General features: G+C 49.1%; 21 protein-coding genes and 3 tRNA genes. 6 read left to right on the top strand and 18 right to left on the bottom strand.

The features are described 5' to 3' along the window. Positions 1–22: 22 nt before the first annotated feature. Together yecJ and azuC are read right to left on the bottom strand one after the other, a co-directional pair. On the bottom strand, positions 23–274 hold the full coding sequence (gene yecJ, locus AABJ99_RS10240; RefSeq protein ID WP_000082120.1) for a DUF2766 family protein YecJ: 252 nt from the start codon (positions 272–274) through the stop codon (positions 23–25). A gap of 114 nt (positions 275–388) precedes the next feature. Then, the gene (azuC, locus tag AABJ99_RS10235; protein ID WP_010723106.1) at positions 389–475 is read right to left on the bottom strand and encodes a stress response protein AzuC; all 87 of its coding nucleotides are present in this window, start codon (positions 473–475) and stop codon (positions 389–391) included. A 262-nt stretch (positions 476–737) separates the two neighbouring features. Between azuC and yecR the strand changes: the two genes are divergently transcribed. Beyond that, positions 738–1,061: a YecR-like lipofamily protein gene (gene yecR, locus AABJ99_RS10230; protein WP_001237857.1), complete on the top strand. Its 324-nt coding sequence runs from the start codon at positions 738–740 to the stop codon at positions 1,059–1,061. A gap of 171 nt (positions 1,062–1,232) precedes the next feature. Continuing rightward, a complete protein-coding gene (gene ftnA, locus AABJ99_RS10225; protein WP_000917208.1) occupies positions 1,233–1,730 on the top strand; it encodes a non-heme ferritin in 498 nt (165 codons plus the stop codon). A gap of 37 nt (positions 1,731–1,767) precedes the next feature. Here ftnA and yecH read toward each other — a convergent pair whose 3' ends face one another. Continuing rightward, positions 1,768–2,007, bottom strand: a complete 240-nt coding sequence (gene yecH, locus AABJ99_RS10220) for a YecH family metal-binding protein (RefSeq protein ID WP_000377223.1) — start codon at positions 2,005–2,007, stop codon at positions 1,768–1,770. A 191-nt stretch (positions 2,008–2,198) separates the two neighbouring features. On the opposite strand from yecH, the gene tyrP reads away from it, so the two are divergent. Further along, positions 2,199–3,410 (top strand): tyrosine transporter TyrP, encoded by a 1,212-nt coding sequence (gene tyrP / locus AABJ99_RS10215; RefSeq protein ID WP_039020705.1) that lies wholly within the window; start codon positions 2,199–2,201, stop codon positions 3,408–3,410. A 49-nt stretch (positions 3,411–3,459) separates the two neighbouring features. Here the strand turns inward: tyrP and yecA are convergent, their stop codons facing one another. From yecA to uvrY, 7 genes are all read right to left on the bottom strand, one after another. Continuing rightward, a complete protein-coding gene (yecA, locus tag AABJ99_RS10210) occupies positions 3,460–4,125 on the bottom strand; it encodes a UPF0149 family protein YecA (RefSeq protein ID WP_000847882.1) in 666 nt (221 codons plus the stop codon). A gap of 195 nt (positions 4,126–4,320) precedes the next feature. After that, a tRNA-Leu gene (locus AABJ99_RS10205) sits at positions 4,321–4,407 on the bottom strand. 12 nt (positions 4,408–4,419) lie between these two features. Beyond that, positions 4,420–4,493 (bottom strand) — tRNA-Cys (locus tag AABJ99_RS10200). Between the two features lie 53 nt (positions 4,494–4,546). After that, a tRNA-Gly gene (locus AABJ99_RS10195) sits at positions 4,547–4,622 on the bottom strand. A gap of 151 nt (positions 4,623–4,773) precedes the next feature. Continuing rightward, a complete protein-coding gene (gene pgsA, locus AABJ99_RS10190) occupies positions 4,774–5,322 on the bottom strand; it encodes a CDP-diacylglycerol--glycerol-3-phosphate 3-phosphatidyltransferase (RefSeq protein ID WP_001160187.1) in 549 nt (182 codons plus the stop codon). A 56-nt stretch (positions 5,323–5,378) separates the two neighbouring features. Continuing rightward, positions 5,379–7,211, bottom strand: a complete 1,833-nt coding sequence (gene uvrC / locus AABJ99_RS10185; RefSeq protein WP_001283421.1) for an excinuclease ABC subunit UvrC — start codon at positions 7,209–7,211, stop codon at positions 5,379–5,381. Beyond that, a complete protein-coding gene (gene uvrY, locus AABJ99_RS10180; RefSeq protein WP_000611328.1) occupies positions 7,208–7,864 on the bottom strand; it encodes a UvrY/SirA/GacA family response regulator transcription factor in 657 nt (218 codons plus the stop codon). Before uvrY ends, uvrC begins: the two co-directional genes overlap by 4 nt. Before the next feature lie 141 nt (positions 7,865–8,005). Between uvrY and AABJ99_RS10175 the strand changes: the two genes are divergently transcribed. Genes AABJ99_RS10175 through yecF form a run of 3 tightly spaced genes read left to right on the top strand, consistent with a single transcriptional unit; the run spans position 8,006 to position 8,547 of the window. Further along, the gene (locus AABJ99_RS10175; RefSeq protein ID WP_001302039.1) at positions 8,006–8,122 is read left to right on the top strand and encodes a hypothetical protein; all 117 of its coding nucleotides are present in this window, start codon (positions 8,006–8,008) and stop codon (positions 8,120–8,122) included. Positions 8,123–8,159: 37 nt separating this feature from the next. After that, positions 8,160–8,336 carry a protein YecU gene (gene yecU / locus AABJ99_RS10170; RefSeq protein ID WP_039020704.1) on the top strand — a complete coding sequence of 59 codons (177 nt, stop codon included), beginning with the start codon at positions 8,160–8,162 and terminating at the stop codon, positions 8,334–8,336. Next, positions 8,323–8,547 carry a DUF2594 family protein YecF gene (yecF, locus tag AABJ99_RS10165; protein ID WP_000106474.1) on the top strand — a complete coding sequence of 75 codons (225 nt, stop codon included), beginning with the start codon at positions 8,323–8,325 and terminating at the stop codon, positions 8,545–8,547. The genes yecU and yecF overlap by 14 nt, the downstream gene beginning before the upstream one ends. Before the next feature lie 66 nt (positions 8,548–8,613). Here yecF and sdiA read toward each other — a convergent pair whose 3' ends face one another. From sdiA to AABJ99_RS10125, 8 genes are all read right to left on the bottom strand, one after another. Continuing rightward, complete coding sequence (gene sdiA / locus AABJ99_RS10160; protein ID WP_001154281.1) at positions 8,614–9,336, bottom strand: transcriptional regulator SdiA; 723 nt, start codon at positions 9,334–9,336, stop codon at positions 8,614–8,616. Positions 9,337–9,565: 229 nt separating this feature from the next. Next, positions 9,566–10,318, bottom strand: coding sequence for an L-cystine ABC transporter ATP-binding protein TcyN (tcyN, locus tag AABJ99_RS10155; protein WP_001272993.1), 753 nt, complete (start codon positions 10,316–10,318; stop codon positions 9,566–9,568). Continuing rightward, positions 10,315–10,983: a cystine ABC transporter permease gene (gene tcyL / locus AABJ99_RS10150; protein WP_001158220.1), complete on the bottom strand. Its 669-nt coding sequence runs from the start codon at positions 10,981–10,983 to the stop codon at positions 10,315–10,317. The genes tcyN and tcyL overlap by 4 nt, the downstream gene beginning before the upstream one ends. A gap of 14 nt (positions 10,984–10,997) precedes the next feature. Further along, positions 10,998–11,984: a D-cysteine desulfhydrase gene (gene dcyD / locus AABJ99_RS10145; protein ID WP_001128215.1), complete on the bottom strand. Its 987-nt coding sequence runs from the start codon at positions 11,982–11,984 to the stop codon at positions 10,998–11,000. Between the two features lie 104 nt (positions 11,985–12,088). Next, positions 12,089–12,889 (bottom strand): cystine ABC transporter substrate-binding protein, encoded by an 801-nt coding sequence (tcyJ, locus tag AABJ99_RS10140; protein ID WP_001353139.1) that lies wholly within the window; start codon positions 12,887–12,889, stop codon positions 12,089–12,091. Positions 12,890–12,976: 87 nt separating this feature from the next. Next, positions 12,977–13,528: a flagella biosynthesis regulatory protein FliZ gene (fliZ, locus tag AABJ99_RS10135; RefSeq protein ID WP_024182848.1), complete on the bottom strand. Its 552-nt coding sequence runs from the start codon at positions 13,526–13,528 to the stop codon at positions 12,977–12,979. Between the two features lie 45 nt (positions 13,529–13,573). Next, a complete protein-coding gene (fliA, locus tag AABJ99_RS10130; RefSeq protein WP_001087465.1) occupies positions 13,574–14,293 on the bottom strand; it encodes an RNA polymerase sigma factor FliA in 720 nt (239 codons plus the stop codon). Positions 14,294–14,611: 318 nt separating this feature from the next. Then, positions 14,612–16,429: a FliC/FljB family flagellin gene (locus tag AABJ99_RS10125; RefSeq protein ID WP_039020702.1), complete on the bottom strand. Its 1,818-nt coding sequence runs from the start codon at positions 16,427–16,429 to the stop codon at positions 14,612–14,614. Between the last annotated feature and the right edge of the window lie 76 nt (positions 16,430–16,505).

Genomic DNA, 16,505 nt, shown 5'->3' with positions numbered 1-16,505 from the left:
ATCTTTTTGAAGCAGCGGTTTTTTAATGGGATTCGCCCTGTGGGGTAAACTTGAGTTCAATCAGCGCGATGGCTTTTTGGATTGCCCGCATGGTGACCGGGTCTGCGGCGGCGGGATGGTGAGTAAAGTCGATATTCTTCAGCTGGCTGGACATTTTTTCGCGAACTTCAACGGGTGCGATTACATCCAGAACGTCGAGAATTTGTTTGATAACCAACTGGCAAGCAACCACATCAGAAACCAGTTCCTGATCGGCATTCAGCGGCTGGGACATCGTAAACTCCTGATAGCATTTTGAAAGCCGTTATAGTAGCGGCTTCACATCTTCAGCGATAGTCACATACACCGTCATCAGGACACAAAAAAACCTGCCGGAGCAGGTTTTTTGTTATCGGAACATATTGCCTGGCGGTACGTCTTTGAACGTCTTGCAATAGTTATTGAACATACTTTTCAGGATCTTGCGCAGTTTCATCGCGGCACTCCGACTATTTGTTATGCAGGTGTTATTGTCTTTGCACTTATAATATGACAACCATCACAAAAATCAATCTTTATGTGATGCAAATCACATAAATACCCCTTTAATGTTATAAAAATGATAATCAAAAGGCAGCACCCCCATTTCTGACACATACAGATGGCGAGAAATAGCGCCTGCCAGGCGTCTTTTCCGGCCATTGTCGCAGCGCTGTAACGCGTAAAATACTGCTTTCTTTTACTCTTCTGGCTGGACCATGAGACTTCTGATTCTGACTCTTTCATTAATAACGCTGGCGGGGTGCACAGTTACTCGCCAGGCTCATGTGGGCGAAGTTGACGCGGCAACAGGTATTGTTCGGTTGGTTTATGATCAGGCTTTTTTGCAGCATGCCCGTACCGATCGTTATATCAGTCGCGGGATCGCCGATCGCGCATGCCAGCAGGAAGGCTATACCCACGCTATCCCCTTTGGTCAGCCAGTAGGCAACTGTAGCCTCTTTGCGGGTTCCTTATGTTTGAATACGGAATTCACTTTGTCATATCAGTGCCATCATTCCGCCTTCCCTGTCTTTCTCTAAACGTTTTAATCAGCGAGGGGGATCTTCGCTGATTAAATAAATAGCGGTAATGCGTTTTATTCCCATTCGTATTTTTAATAAATGATGTTTATATTTTACCTTTTGCAAATAATAAAATAACAAATTATAGTGACGCCACAGCAACAAATATAACCTTTGTGGAGCACTATCATGCTGAAACCAGAAATGATTGAAAAACTTAATGAGCAGATGAACCTGGAACTGTACTCTTCACTGCTTTATCAGCAAATGAGCGCCTGGTGCAGCTATCATACCTTCGAAGGTGCTGCCGCGTTCCTGCGCCGCCACGCCCAGGAAGAGATGACGCATATGCAGCGTCTGTTTGATTATCTGACTGATACCGGCAACTTACCGCGTATTAATACCGTTGAATCTCCGTTTGCTGAATATTCTTCACTTGATGAATTATTCCAGGAAACCTATAAACACGAACAATTAATCACGCAGAAAATTAACGAACTGGCTCATGCTGCAATGACCAATCAGGACTACCCAACATTTAATTTCCTGCAATGGTATGTTTCTGAGCAGCATGAAGAAGAGAAACTGTTCAAATCGATTATTGATAAATTAAGCCTTGCAGGCAAAAGCGGCGAAGGTTTGTATTTTATCGACAAAGAACTCTCTACCCTCGACACACAAAACTAATGCTCTCCGGCGGCAGGTTTTCTGCCGCCGTTTCAAATCAGTGACGGCAAATCTTACTCTGATCGGTTGAAAAACCGTCTTCCGAAGGTATAAATTTGCCTTTTGCTGCCAGAAACGCTACCAGCTCTCCCGCTGTCATCCCTTCTGCCGAGCAGGTGTGAAAACGTGCCTGTTCACCAAAACGCGCTTTAATCGCAGCTTCCAGACTGGCATGCGTATATTGCTCACCTGATTCAATCATCATATTTAACACTTCATGACCGTGAATAGAGTCCATCGTTCCTCCTCAAAAAAAAGCCTAGCGTAGCGATTGCCGCTTATGAAGACTTTGCGCCAGCGCAGGACTGAACGCATTTTATTGTACATTTAAATTTACACCATATGTAACGCCGGTTTGACGAAGCAGCCGTTATGCCTTAACCTGCGCCGCAGATATCACTCATAAAGATCGTCAGGACAGAAGAAAGCGTGAAAAACAGAACTCTGGGAAGTGTTTTTATCGTGGCGGGAACCACAATTGGCGCAGGCATGCTGGCAATGCCGCTGGCTGCGGCAGGTGTTGGTTTTAGCATCACGTTAATCTTGTTGATTGGGCTTTGGGCGTTGATGTGCTACACGGCGCTATTACTACTGGAGGTGTACCAGCATGTCCCGGCAGATACCGGTCTGGGCACGCTGGCAAAACGCTATCTGGGACGCTACGGTCAGTGGCTGACGGGCTTCAGTATGATGTTCTTAATGTATGCTCTGACTGCGGCATACATCAGCGGTGCTGGTGAATTGTTGGCTTCCAGCATCAGCGACTGGACAGGTATTTCAATGTCGGCAACCGCTGGCGTGCTGTTGTTCACTTTTGTTGCCGGTGGCGTGGTTTGTGTCGGAACTTCGCTGGTCGATTTATTTAACCGTTTTCTGTTCAGCGCCAAAATTATTTTTCTGGTGGTAATGCTGGTACTGCTGCTACCGCATATTCACAAAGTGAATCTATTAACCCTGCCGTTGCAACAGGGGTTGGCACTGTCTGCAATCCCAGTGATTTTTACGTCGTTTGGTTTTCACGGTAGCGTGCCGAGCATTGTCAGTTATATGGATGGCAATATTCGTAAGCTACGCTGGGTGTTTATAACCGGTAGTGCGATCCCCCTGGTGGCATATATTTTCTGGCAGCTGGCGACGCTTGGCAGCATTGATTCAACAACCTTTATGGGATTGCTGGCTAATCATGCCGGATTAAACGGGCTGTTACAGGCGTTACGCGAAATGGTGGCCTCTCCGCATGTTGAGCTGGCGGTGCATTTATTTGCTGATTTAGCCCTCGCCACGTCATTCCTCGGCGTTGCGTTAGGTTTATTTGATTATCTGGCAGATTTGTTTCAGCGTTCAAATACCGTTGGTGGACGATTGCAAACTGGTGCAATTACCTTTCTGCCGCCGTTAGCGTTTGCACTGTTTTATCCACGAGGATTTGTAATGGCGCTGGGTTACGCCGGTGTGGCGCTGGCGGTACTGGCATTGATTATCCCTTCGCTGTTGACCTGGCAAAGCAGAAAGCACAATCCTCAGGCGGGTTACCGGGTGAAAGGTGGTCGTCCGGCGCTGGTGGTGGTGTTTCTCTGTGGTATTGCTGTGATTGGCGTGCAATTTTTGATTGCGGCAGGCTTGTTACCAGAAGTGGGATGATTAGATCTTATTGGGTGCCAGAATTAACGCTGACACCCAATTTGACCTCTTAATGCAGGCAGCACTGCTTAAATTTCTTACCACTGCCGCACGGACAAGGATCGTTACGACCCGGTTTCTCTTCTGCTTTGATCGGTTGCTGAACAGCTTTTTCCTGCGGATGCGCCATCCAGTATGCATGTAAATCAAGCGCCGCCAGTCGAATGGCATCTACGCTCTCTTCAAACGCTTCTGGCGACATCTTCTCTACCCGCTCGAAGTTTTCCTCAGTACCGTGCAGCGCAATCGCCTCCAGCGCCGGTTTTAACGAATCGGGCAACGTTGACCAGTCAGAAAGTGCCACGCCCCGCATATAGCCAAAGCACCACTCCTCAACAATCGTCAGCTCGCTGCCATCGACTTCTCGCAAGCCGAATAACGGCTCAAACTGCTCCGGGAATTCGTTCAGACGCTCTGCGGTATCGGCCATATGCTGAAAAGCCAGGTTCATAAAGCGCGTCATCTCTTTCTCTGACGCCCAGCGTGGCACATAGTCAGCCCCACCCCATACGGCAACCAGCCACTGTGCCGGTTCAATCTCTTGCGGAGAACTCAACACCGCCGTCAATAAACCGTCCAGCTCCGCCACATCAAGAATGGCGTGGTCAGTGTTGTATTTGGTCAGAATATCGTCCAGCCATTCCAACTCACTTTCGTTTAACGGTCCCGTTTTCATACGCTTTTCCTTGTGGATCTCAACTCGCCAACACCTATCTTACATGTCGGTCCGTATCAGAGATACTTTTTGAGTGGCTTTGCCGGTGATTAAAAATTAAGGAGGGTGTAACGACAAGTTGCAGGTACAAAAAAACCACCCGAAGGTGGTTTCACGACACTGCTTATTGCTTTGATTTTATTCTTATCTTTCCCATGGTACCCGGAGCGGGACTTGAACCCGCACAGCGCGAACGCCGAGGGATTTTAAATCCCTTGTGTCTACCGATTCCACCATCCGGGCTCGGGAAGAAAGTGGAGGCGCGTTCCGGAGTCGAACCGGACTAGACGGATTTGCAATCCGCTACATAACCGCTTTGTTAACGCGCCAAATTCTTCAGGCCTTTCAGCCGGACATCCGCTGAAGCCGATGTCTTTTAAACTGGAGCGGGAAACGAGACTCGAACTCGCGACCCCGACCTTGGCAAGGTCGTGCTCTACCAACTGAGCTATTCCCGCATTCATCAAGCAATCAGTTAATCACTTGATTTTATTATCGTCTGGCAATCAGTGCCGCCGTTCGATGCGTTGCATTCTACTTACCTGGCGCGATGAGTCAACGATATTTTTCACCACTTTTGATCGTTTGCTGAAAATTGCGCCGAAACGATCACTGATCAAGCAAATCTGCACGCGCAGCGCTCAAATATTGCAACATTGACCACAGAGTCAGTACCGCAGCCACAAAGAAAAGTGCAATACCGGCGTACTCAACCCAAATGTTCGGACGCCACAGCAGCCAGGCCAGCGCTACCATCTGGGCAGTGGTTTTCACTTTCCCAATCCAGGAGACAGCCACGCTACTGCGTTTACCCAACTCTGCCATCCATTCGCGTAGCGCAGAAATAATAATTTCACGGGCGATCATCGTTGCCGCCGGTAATGTCACCCACCAGCTGTGATAATGCTCGGTTACCAGCACCATGGCGATAGCCACGAGAACTTTATCTGCTACAGGGTCAAGGAAAGCACCAAACCGGGTACTCTGGTTCCAGCGGCGTGCCAGAAAACCATCGAACCAGTCAGTCACCGCCGCGACGCAGAAAATGAGCGCGGCGGCAAACGGCGACCAGGTGACAGGTAGATAAAAGACCAATACAAAGAATGGGATAAGGATGACACGGAACAGTGTAAGCAACGTAGGAATATTAAATTGCATAATGACGGGTAACTATCTGTTGTCAGTAAGATTACCCCTATGTTGCTACAGAGACATCAATGTTTCAACGACCAGAAGATCTTTTCTGCCAGACCTTGCGAAATACCCGGTACTTTTGCAATTTCCTCGACGCTGGCGTTACGTAAACCTTGCAAACCGCCCATATATTTCAACAACATTTGCCGACGTTTTGGCCCGACGCCTTCAATGGTTTCCAGGGAACTGGTATTTTTGACCTTCGCCCGTTTTTTGCGGTGCCCGCCAATCGCGTGATCGTGTGATTCGTCGCGAATATGTTGGATAACATGCAGCGCGGGAGAATCTGGCGGCAAACTGAATCCCTCACCTTCCGGCTCAAAGAACAGCGTTTCCAACCCAGCCTTCCTATCTGCTCCTTTGGCAACACCAAGTAGCAGCGGATGATTTTTATCCCATGAGACATCCAGTTCGGCGAAGACATTTTTCGCCTGTGCAAGCTGGCCTTTGCCGCCGTCGATAAGGATCACATCCGGGATCTTACTGTCGTCGATGGCTTTACCATAACGCCGACGCAGCACCTGATTCATCGCCGCATAATCATCGCCCGGCGTAATGCCAGTAATGTTATAGCGCCGATACTCCGCACGCAGCGGGCCGTTAGCATCAAATACCACACAGGAGGCGACGGTTTGTTCACCCATGGTATGGCTGATGTCAAAGCACTCCATCCGCTTCACTTCCGGCAATTTCAACACGCTGGCAAGCGCGGTCAGTCGCTGGTGAACGGTAGATTGCTGCGAGAGTTTGCTGGTTAAGGCCGTCGCCGCATTGGTGCGCGCGAGTTTCAGATAACGCGCCCGATCGCCGCGAGGTTTGGTTTGAACATTAATCTTGCGTCCCGCCAGTTCTGAAAGGGAATCGGCGAGCAGCGTTTTATCGCTAAGATTAAAATCGAGCAGGATCTCACCCGGTAAGGTGCGCATCTGGCTGCCTTGTAAATAGAACTGACCTACGAAGGTTTCCACCACCTCGCTCAGTTCCGTACCGCCCGGCACTTTCGGGAAATAGCTGCGGCTGCCGAGCACTTTACCCTGACGAATGAACAATACGTGGACACAAGCCATGCCCGCATCGAACGCCACACCAATAACGTCAAGGTCGTCGCCGGTATTGGACACAAACTGTTTTTCGGTGACGCGTCGCACCGCCTGAATTTGGTCGCGAATACGTGCCGCTTCTTCAAACTCCAGATTCTGGCTGGCAGTTTCCATACGGCTAATGAGTTGCGTAAGCACCTGATCATCTTTGCCAGACAAAAACAGGCGCACATACTCGACCTGCTGAGCGTATTCTTCTTCACTCACCAGTCCTTCAACGCACGGTCCCAGACAGCGCCCTATCTGATATTGCAGACACGGACGCGAGCGATTGCGATAAACACTATTTTCGCACTGGCGAATGGGGAATATCTTTTGCAGTAACGCCAGTGTTTCACGTACGGCATAGCCATTCGGGAACGGGCCGAAATATTCACCTTTGGCATGCTTCGCACCACGATGCATCGCCAGACGCGGGTGGGTATCGCCACTCAGGAAGATAAAAGGATAAGATTTATCATCGCGTAGCAAAACGTTGTAACGCGGCTGATAGAGTTTGATGTAGTTGTGTTCCAGCAACAGCGCTTCGGTTTCTGTATGAGTAACCGTTACATCAATTTGCTGGATCTGGGCGACCAGCGCTTCGGTTTTGCGCGAAGCGAGGTTGCTACGGAAATAGCTGGAAAGCCGTTTTTTCAGGTCTTTCGCTTTGCCGACATAGATAACCGTACCACCAGCATCGTACATGCGATAAACGCCTGGCTGGCTGGTTACGGTTTTTAAAAACGCTTTTGCGTCAAACTGATCACTCACTGACTTGATAATGTCTCCGCATTACACAGACCATGGCGAATTGCCAGGTGAGTCAGCTCAACATCGCCATGAATGTTTAGTTTACTGAACATACGATAGCGGTAGCTGTTCACCGTTTTCGGACTGAGATTGAGCTGTTCTGAGATCTCATTGACCTTCTGGCCCTTGGTGATCATCAGCATAATCTGCAATTCACGTTCAGACAAACTGGCAAATGGGCTTTCTGTTTTTTCTGGTTCGATCTGGCTTAACGCCATTTGTTGAGCGATGTCAGAAGCAATGTAACGCTGCCCTGAATAGACAGAACGAATCGCACTCACGACTTCCTGCGGAGCCGCGCCTTTGCTGAGGTAGCCCGCAGCACCGGCCTGCATGACTTTCGCTGGTAAAGGGTTTTCTGTATGGACCGTAAGCATGATGATTTTTACATCAGCTGTGGAACGCGCGATTTTACGCGTCGCCTCAAGACCGCCAATGCCCGGCATACTCATGTCCATTAGCACCACGTCAACGGCATTTGCCCGGCACCACTTAACGGCGTCTTCACCGCACGATGCCTCACCGACGACTTTTATACCCTTTATATCTTCCAGAATGCGTCGTATCCCTGCGCGCACCAGTTCGTGGTCATCAACAAGTAGAACGTTGATCAAAGGAATATCTCCAGAAATAGGGATAACGCTACTGATAGTTAGTCATTCGTATATTAGCGGTTTTTATTGCAACTTTGAAACGTTAAAAATGGTGGGTATTCGATTTTTCTCTCGTTTTAGTCAATTCGATTGTCCACAGTTATGGTCACGCCCGTCACCAACGGCTTACCGGATCGTTTCACAGTAAGCCCTGCGACGAAATGTGACAAAAATTACCTTTATTCAGCAAAAATGAAAATCAGCCCGCTAAATATGTAACATTAATTAACCCGAACAATACGGGCAAAAAACATTCATGATAAAAATATTTATTGGTCATTATATTAACGCATTTAATAGCACCGTTGACGGCGCGCTCAAAAAACAACCACTGCTATTTTTAGCAAAGCTTATGGTATACTCCGCCGCCTTAACATTTTTCACCGCAAATTTTCATTGCAACATGACGAGGAAAATAAATGAGTACGCCTGATTTTTCTACTGCCGAGAATAATCAAGAACTGGCAAATGAAGTCTCCTGCCTGAAAGCGATGCTGACGCTGATGCTGCAGGCGATGGGACAAGCTGACGCGGGCCGCGTGATGTTAAAGATGGAAAAACAGCTTGCGCTGATCGAAGACGAAACCCAGGCTGCAGTATTTTCCAAAACGGTTAAGCAAATTAAACAAGCCTACCGTCAGTAATATAAAACCGGCTGAGAGCATGCCTTTCAGCCGGTTTTTGCATCTGGCACGCAGAAAGAAAAGCGATCAAATTAAGCCAGTAGCGGCCGCGTAACAGGCCACCTGGGTCTTATTCGGTGCATTGATTTTTTTCTGCATGTTTTTCTGATGGAAATTGACCGTATTCTCAGAGATTGACAAAATCATCGCTATCTCTGCTGATGTCTTCCCTTCCGCCGTCCATTTCAGAATTTCTTTTTCGCGCTTGCTGAAATTCATCTCTGGCGTCATCACTATTTCATCATTTAAACGCATCAGAGCCATCAGACTTTCGCGCACCAGTAACTGCATTTTTAATTGCAGTTCATCACTAAGAATGGGTATTTCGCGCGTGCTGCAACGGGAAAAGGACAAAAAGCCCAGCGCCCGATTTGGCAGCATTAAATACTGAGTGACACCGCGGCGTAAACCATGTGCGCGCGCGGCTTCCCATAATGGCTGTGCTTCGCTGAATAAGTCATCATTCCACATTAAATGGCCCTGACTAAAGTTTTCAGGGTTCAGCACAGGATCAATTGCGAGAAAGTTTTTTGCCTGATAATAACTCACCCACGACTCAGGGTAATTGGTGTAGAAAGCTACTTTAGGTCGCGTGAATGGTACCGGGTGGCGAACACATAACGAATAGTAATCGTACTCCAGCTGCTGAGCCTGAAGCTCTATTTCATGGTAGACCTCTTCTGCGGCCTCCATCCTCTGAAAACGCAACAGCATCGTGCGACGCCAGCTGAAAAAATCCGTATCCTGCATAGTAAACCGCAACGCCCCTGAGAGTGAGTATCATTTATAATGATAATTTAAACTATCACATAAATAAGATTTATATATAATTTATATTATTCAGACAATGAATTACTTTTGCAAGCCATCGCATTCTCTTATGTTATTAATGAGTTATGCTGATTTGTTAAGCAGTTTTATCACGTTTGAAGTGGCGTCCCGCCCCGACTGGTAAATCGTCGGGGCTGATTTTTTCTTATTATTGCAGCAGAAACTTCTCGAGGAACTGGCGGGTGCGAGGCAGCTGAGGATCGGCAAATAACGCTTTTGCGGCCCCCTGCTCGACTATCCGCCCCTGGTCCATAAAGATCGCCCGGTCCGCAACATCCCGGGCAAAGCTCATTTCGTGCGTCACAATCACCATCGTGCGCTTTTCCTGCGCCAGCTGACGGATGGTGTTCAGGACTTCGCCCACCAGCTCTGGATCCAGCGCCGACGTTGGCTCGTCAAACAAAATCACCTCAGGACGCATAGCCAGCGCTCGCGCAATCGCGACACGCTGCTGTTGACCGCCAGACAAACGACGTGGATAGCTGGTTTCTTTACCTGCCAGCCCAACTTTCGCCAACAGCTCGCGAGCGCGCGCCGTGGCCTCTTCTTTCGGTTCGCCTTTGACGATCACCGGCCCTTCAATAATGTTTTCCAGCACCGTACGATGCGGAAACAAATTAAAGTTCTGGAAGACAAACCCGACGTGCTGACGCAACTGGCGAATCAGCGATTTTTGCTGACTTAATGAACGTGCAGTATCAATGGTGATATCGCCAACGGTAATGGTTCCCGCTTCCGGTTGTTCCAGCAGATTTATGCTGCGTAGCAACGTGGTTTTGCCGGAACCACTCGGACCGATAATTGCCACTACTTCGCCAGGCTTCACCTCAAGGTCGATACCGTGCAGCACCGTCTGACCGTGGAATTTTTTCACCAGGTTCTTAACTTCAATGGCACTCATTTTGGTTCTCTCTCCTGGCGATTAAGTTGATTCTCAAAATGGTTCTGCAACGTCGATAACACTGTCGCCATGATCCAGTAGATGAGCGAAGCCGCCAGATACATGGTGAACACCTCCAGCGTACGCGAGGTAATCAACTGCGCCTGACGGAACAGCTCCGGCACCTGGATTGTCGCGGCCAGCGACGTATCTTTTACCAGGCTGATAAAGCTGTTCGACAGCGGCGGCAACGCCACTCGCGCCGCCTGTGGCAAAATCGCGCGACGCATGGTCTGCCACGGCGTCATACCAATACTGGCAGCAGCTTCCCACTGACCTTTATCAATAGAAGAAATGGCGGCGCGCAGCGTTTCGGCAGCATAGGCGGCAGTGTTTAGCGACAGACCAATCATTGCTGACGGAATGGGATCTAGTTCGATGCCAAACTGCGGCAAGCCGTAATAGATCATAAACAGTTGTGCGATGAGTGGCGTACCACGAAAAATAGAGATATAAAAACGCGCCAGCCAGCGCACGGGCCAGATTGGCGAAAGGCGCATCAGCGCGAGAATAAACCCTAGCAGTAAGCCAAAAAACATGCCGCCGATACTGAGTTGCAGCGTATACCCAGCCCCTTTCAGCAGGAACGGCAAGGAATCAATAACCAGTTGTATACTTTCTTGCATGAGCGTTTCCGGAGCTAAACGTGGGGATGATAGGCGAACAGCGCAGGCGCGCCGCCGGTATGAATAAACAGAATCGGCCCTTCATCTTTGAAGCGTTTCTGACTGATACCGTCAATCAGCCCCGCCATCGCTTTTCCGGTATACACAGGATCAAGCAGAATGCCTTCCAGCCGCGCCAGCAATTTCACTGCTTCCATGCCTTCGTCGTTCGGCACGCCGTAGCCAGGTGCAAAATAGTCATCCCAGAGTAAAATTTCCGCTGATGCGGTCAGCTCCAGTTCTTTCGCAATCGCCTGTTGGAGGTTAACCACTTTCGGCAATTGATCGGCAACGGAACGCGACACGGTCACGCCAATCAGTTCGCTTTCAGGCATCAGGTGTTCCAGCCCAACAGCCAGTCCGGCGTGAGTTCCGGCACTGCCCGACGCGACCACCACCGACGAAATATTAACCGCCCCTTCACACTGTTGCGCGATTTCCAGCGCACTCTCCACATAACCCAGCGCCCCCAAAGCATTAGAACCGCCAACCGGAATGACATACGGGCGAAAGCCTTGTGCTTCGACTCGCGTCGCCAGCTCTTCCAGTTGGGCATTGGGATCGGTCAGTGCGTCGCACATTTCAATCTGGGTATTGAACAGATCCAGCAACAAACGATTGCCGTTGGTTAAATAGTTTTCTGCGGTTGTGCCAATAGGATTTTCCAGCAGCGCCACGCAGTGCAGACCGAGTTTCGCAGCGACTGCGGCAGTCTGGCGCACATGGTTAGACTGGATCGCCCCGGCAGTAATCAGCGTATCGGCACCTTCGCGCAGAGCATCTGCCGCAAGAAATTCCAGCTTACGTAATTTATTGCCGCCCATTGCCATGGGGGTGACGTCATCCCGTTTGATGAAAATTTCCCGTCCAAGATAATCAGAAAAGCGTGGCAGATATTCGAGCGGCGTTGGCGCGCCGATAAATTCCAGCCGTGGAAAACGGGTTAAATTATGCAGTGGCATAACAGCCTCCGATGTGTGTTGTTGTGATTTTCTTATTATGCACGCTGAAAACGCGTAAATAAAAAAGGCGCTAGTGAAAGCGCCCTTTTTTGTCATTATGCTGATTATTTGGTCACATCAGCACCAAACCATTTTTCAGAAAGGGCTTGCAGAGTGCCATCTTTTTGCATTTCCGCAATTGCATCATTCACCGCTTTCAGCAGGTCTTCATTTCCTTTACGCAGCGCTACGCCAGACTCCTGACGGGAGAATGCTTCACCGGTTACTGCCAGCGTATCGTTGGTTTTCTTCACCAGATCCAGCGCAGCCAGACGGTCAACGAGGATCGCATCAATACGGCCTACGCGCAGATCCTGATATTTGGTCGGGTCATCATCATAGGTACGCACATCGACGCCCTGAACATTTTGGCGCAGCCACTCTTCATAGTTGGTGCCCAGACCGACACCCACTTTTTTGCCTTTCAGATCATCAGCCGTTTTAATGCTGCCTTCGTTACCTTTTTTCACCAGCGCCTGAATACCGGAAATGGTGTACGGGGTAGAGAAATCGTATTTTTTCTTGCGCTCGTCAGAAATGGTGACCTGGTTAATCACCACATCAATGCGTTTAGAGTCCAGCGACGCCAGCATACCGTCCCATTTGGTCGGTTTTAGTGACGCCTCAACGCCAAGATGTTTTGCCAGCTGTTGGGCGAATTCCACTTCAAAACCGGTTAATTTGCCGTCATCCCCCTGAAAACTGAACGGCGGATAAGTTCCTTCCAGCCCTACGAGCAGCGTACCGCGCTCTTTAACTTTATTAAGCAGACCTTCATCTGCAAAACTTTTAACGCTCATGCCCGCAACCAGCGCCACGGCCATCACACCCATCAATGCCTGACGTCCCAGATGTGCTAATTTCATATTCACCCCGAATGTTGTTATGTCTGTTTGCAGTGTAGAGCCATTGTTTGTAAACACAAAAACAACTCCGCTACATCTTATTCTTATTTAATATATATCAGAAGCAGGCAGGCTGGAGGATTTCTGCACAAGTCCGGTACACGTTTGACGCTGATAGTGTTGATACTTCCGTAACGCGATGCGGTAATTGTTGGTGCTGGTAGTGGGCAGCCACGGGGCGAGGATTTCATCAAGGAAACCGTCCTGCAGCTGATCGAGGGAAATATTTTGCTCGTGAAGATGATTACCCAAACGGCGCAGACGAACGACATATTCACGCACCGTACCTGGGCTCATTTCAGTTTGCTCAAAAAGAAATTGCTTAAAGCCGATAATATCGAAAAAATCACTCTGTGTTTTGCAATGTAAATCACCGCAGAATCGGCACAATGCCGCCCATGATTTTTGTTCCACTTGCCAGCCATTTTCATCAAGCAGCGTGTCCAGGCGGGAAATCTCGATTTTATTCACTATTTTGCCGTCGCGAACGAGGGTAATGCGATCGAGTAATTTACGGCAATGCGCGCAATGGGTCTGGCTGTGTTTAAAGTCTTTAAGATAGCGGCTTAATGGCCGTCTTTTCAGGTGCTGCACCATCATTAAGAACTCCTGGTAGTCAAAATTAAAGTGCGGCATTTACTGACGTTATAACTTACCCAGTTTAGTGCGTAACCGTTTAATGGCCTGGCTGTGTAACTGACTGACCCGCGATTCCCCGACCTCCAGCACCGCGCCAATCTCTTTGAGATTCAGCTCTTCCTGGTAATAGAGGGTTAATACCAGTTTTTCGCGCTCCGGCAACATTTCGATGGCTTCCATCACCCGCTGGCGCAGATTACTGTCCAGCAGTTGTTGTAGCGGGTTTTCTCGCTGATGATCATCAGTAACCAGTTCAATGCTATCGCCGTGCTCTTCGCGCCACTCATCGTAGGAGAAGAGCTGGCTGTTATTGGTGTCGAGCAACATTTGGCGATAGTCGGCAATATCGATCCCTAAACGTTCCGCAACCTCAGTTTCCGTGGCATTGCGGCCAAGTTCCTGCTCCAGTTGCCCTATTGCCTGTGCCACTTCACGCGCGTTGCGTCGCACGCTGCGCGGCACCCAGTCACGGCTGCGAAGTTCATCCAGCATAGCGCCACGGATACGCTGCACTGCGTAAGTTGTAAATGCCGTTCCTTGTAGGGCGTCATAGCGTTCGACGGCATTAAGTAACCCAATGCCGCCCGCCTGTAGCAGATCGTCAAGTTCCACGCTCGCGGGCAGTCGAACCTGCAGGCGCAATGCTTCGTGACGCACCAGCGGGACATAACGCTGCCACAGCGAGTGTTTATCCATTACACCTTCAGCGGTATAGAGTGAATTCACGATAAACAGCCCTGCGTTATATGAGTTATCGGCATGATTATCCGTTTCTGCAGGGTTTTTAATCGGACGATTAGTGGGTGAAATGAGGGGTTATTTGGGGGTTACCGGTAAATTGCGGACAGAAAAAACCCCGCCGGTGGCGGGGAACACGTTGCTGACAAATTACGCTTCATGTTGCCGGATGCGGCGTGAACGCCTTATCTGGCCTACAAAAATATGCAAATTCAATAAATTGCAATTCACCTTGTAGGCCTGATAAGCGCAGCGCATCAGGCAATTTGGCGTTGCCGTCAGTCTCAGTTAATCAGGTTACGACGATTAACCCTGCAGCAGAGACAGAACCTGCTGCGGTACCTGGTTGGCTTTTGCCAGCACGGAGTTACCGGCCTGCTGGATGATCTGCGCTTTCGACATGTTGGACACTTCGGTCGCATAGTCGGCGTCCTGAATACGGGACTGCGCTTCAGACAGGTTGGTAGTGGTGTTGTTCAGGTTGGTGACGGCGGAATCCAGACGGTTCTGGATAGCACCCAGGGATGAACGGAATTTGTCGATGGAGCTGATAGCAGCATCCAGGGCAGCCAGAGGATCTTTGGTTGCAGTGCCTGCACTGGTGGTTTCTGTCGTTAATTTGCCATCTTTGCTTACATAAGCATCCGCACCAGCAACAGCTTCAAATTTACCAGTACCAGTACCTGATACCACTTTTACTGCGCCTGTATCTGCGTTGACAGAGTAAGTCGTATCGTAAGATGCAGTGGAAGTCAGTTCATTGTTGCCATCAACATATACAGCTTTAGCACCTGTAGCTACGACTGGAGTTGTACCAGAAGTCATACCATCGGCAGTACCTTTACCATTGGTAAAGGTAGCGGAACCGATCATGACACCAGATTTATAGTTGATCGTTGCGACAGTATCACCGTCGGTAGCGGTTGCTGCTGCCTGACTTGCAGATTGCAGTTGTGCCAGAATGACATCTTTAGAAACAGTGGCTGTATAAGTTACACCAGCAGCAGCGATGACACCAGGACCATCAGTAACGTCCGCAGCAGCTTTGAAATTATACGTAGTATTATCCAGAGTAACGGTAGCAGTACCGTCGTTCCCCAGAGATTTACCATCGCCAGCAAGAGTAAACAGCTCTTTAAGAGTTGCAGCAGCCGCACCACCGGAGTTGTTTGTTGTAAGGTTACCATCAGTAGTCAGGTAGGCTTGCTGTCCGCCAATTGTCAGATTACCAGTTGCGTCAACATTAAAGTTAACATCACCAGTAGCAGCCTTGTAAGTACCGGTTTTAGTCTGGCCAGCTGCCGGGAGAAGAGTATCTGCCAGAGTTCCAGCCGCAGCACTTGTTTTGTTTGCAGTATTGTTATAACTGAAGTTACCTGCATCTGCGTCGTATTTATAACTAACTGTTGAACTTGTACCACCAGCATAGGTTGCAATATCTACAGTATCGCCATCACTCAGCTTACTTAATGCCTGAGATGCAGTAAGTGCAGCGTTGCTAGTTGTAACTTTATAAGTACCATCACCGTTGTCAACGGCTTTCTGAGCAGTCAAGTCACTGATTGTGGCCGCTTTGTTTGCAATGGTACCAGAACCATTAACGTTGAAACCATTCAAACCCAGAGTATCAGAGTCAATTTTCTTCAGGTCGATAGAGATAGTCTGACCATCATTTGCGCCAACCTGAATTTTCAGGGAGCCATCTTTAGACAATACGTTCACGCCGTTGAACTGGGTCTGCCCGGATACGCGGTCAATTTCAGACAAACGGGATTTGATTTCGTCCTGAATAGAAGCCAGGTCAGAATCAGAGTTAGTACCGGTGGTCGCCTGTACAGTCAACTCACGCACACGTTGTAAGTTGTTGTTAATCTCAGACAGTGCGCCTTCAGTGGTCTGCGCCAGAGAGATACCATCGTTAGCGTTACGTGCGGCCTGAGTCAGACCTTTAATGTTAGAAGTGAAGCGGTTTGCAATCGCCTGACCTGCGGCGTCATCTTTCGCGCTGTTAATACGCAGACCAGAAGAAAGACGCTCGATAGAAGTCGACAGCGCAGACTGGTTCTTGTTGATATTATTTTGAGTGATCAGCGAGAGGCTGTTGGTATTAATGACTTGTGCCATGATTCGTTATCCTATATTGCAAGTCGTTGATTACGTATTGGGTTTCCACCCGTCGGCTCAATCGCCGTCAACCCTG

Origin of the sequence: Escherichia coli (assembly GCF_036503815.1) — a bacterium.
Lineage (GTDB): Bacteria > Pseudomonadota > Gammaproteobacteria > Enterobacterales > Enterobacteriaceae > Escherichia > Escherichia coli_F.
This window is presented reverse-complemented; position numbering and strand designations above follow the sequence as displayed.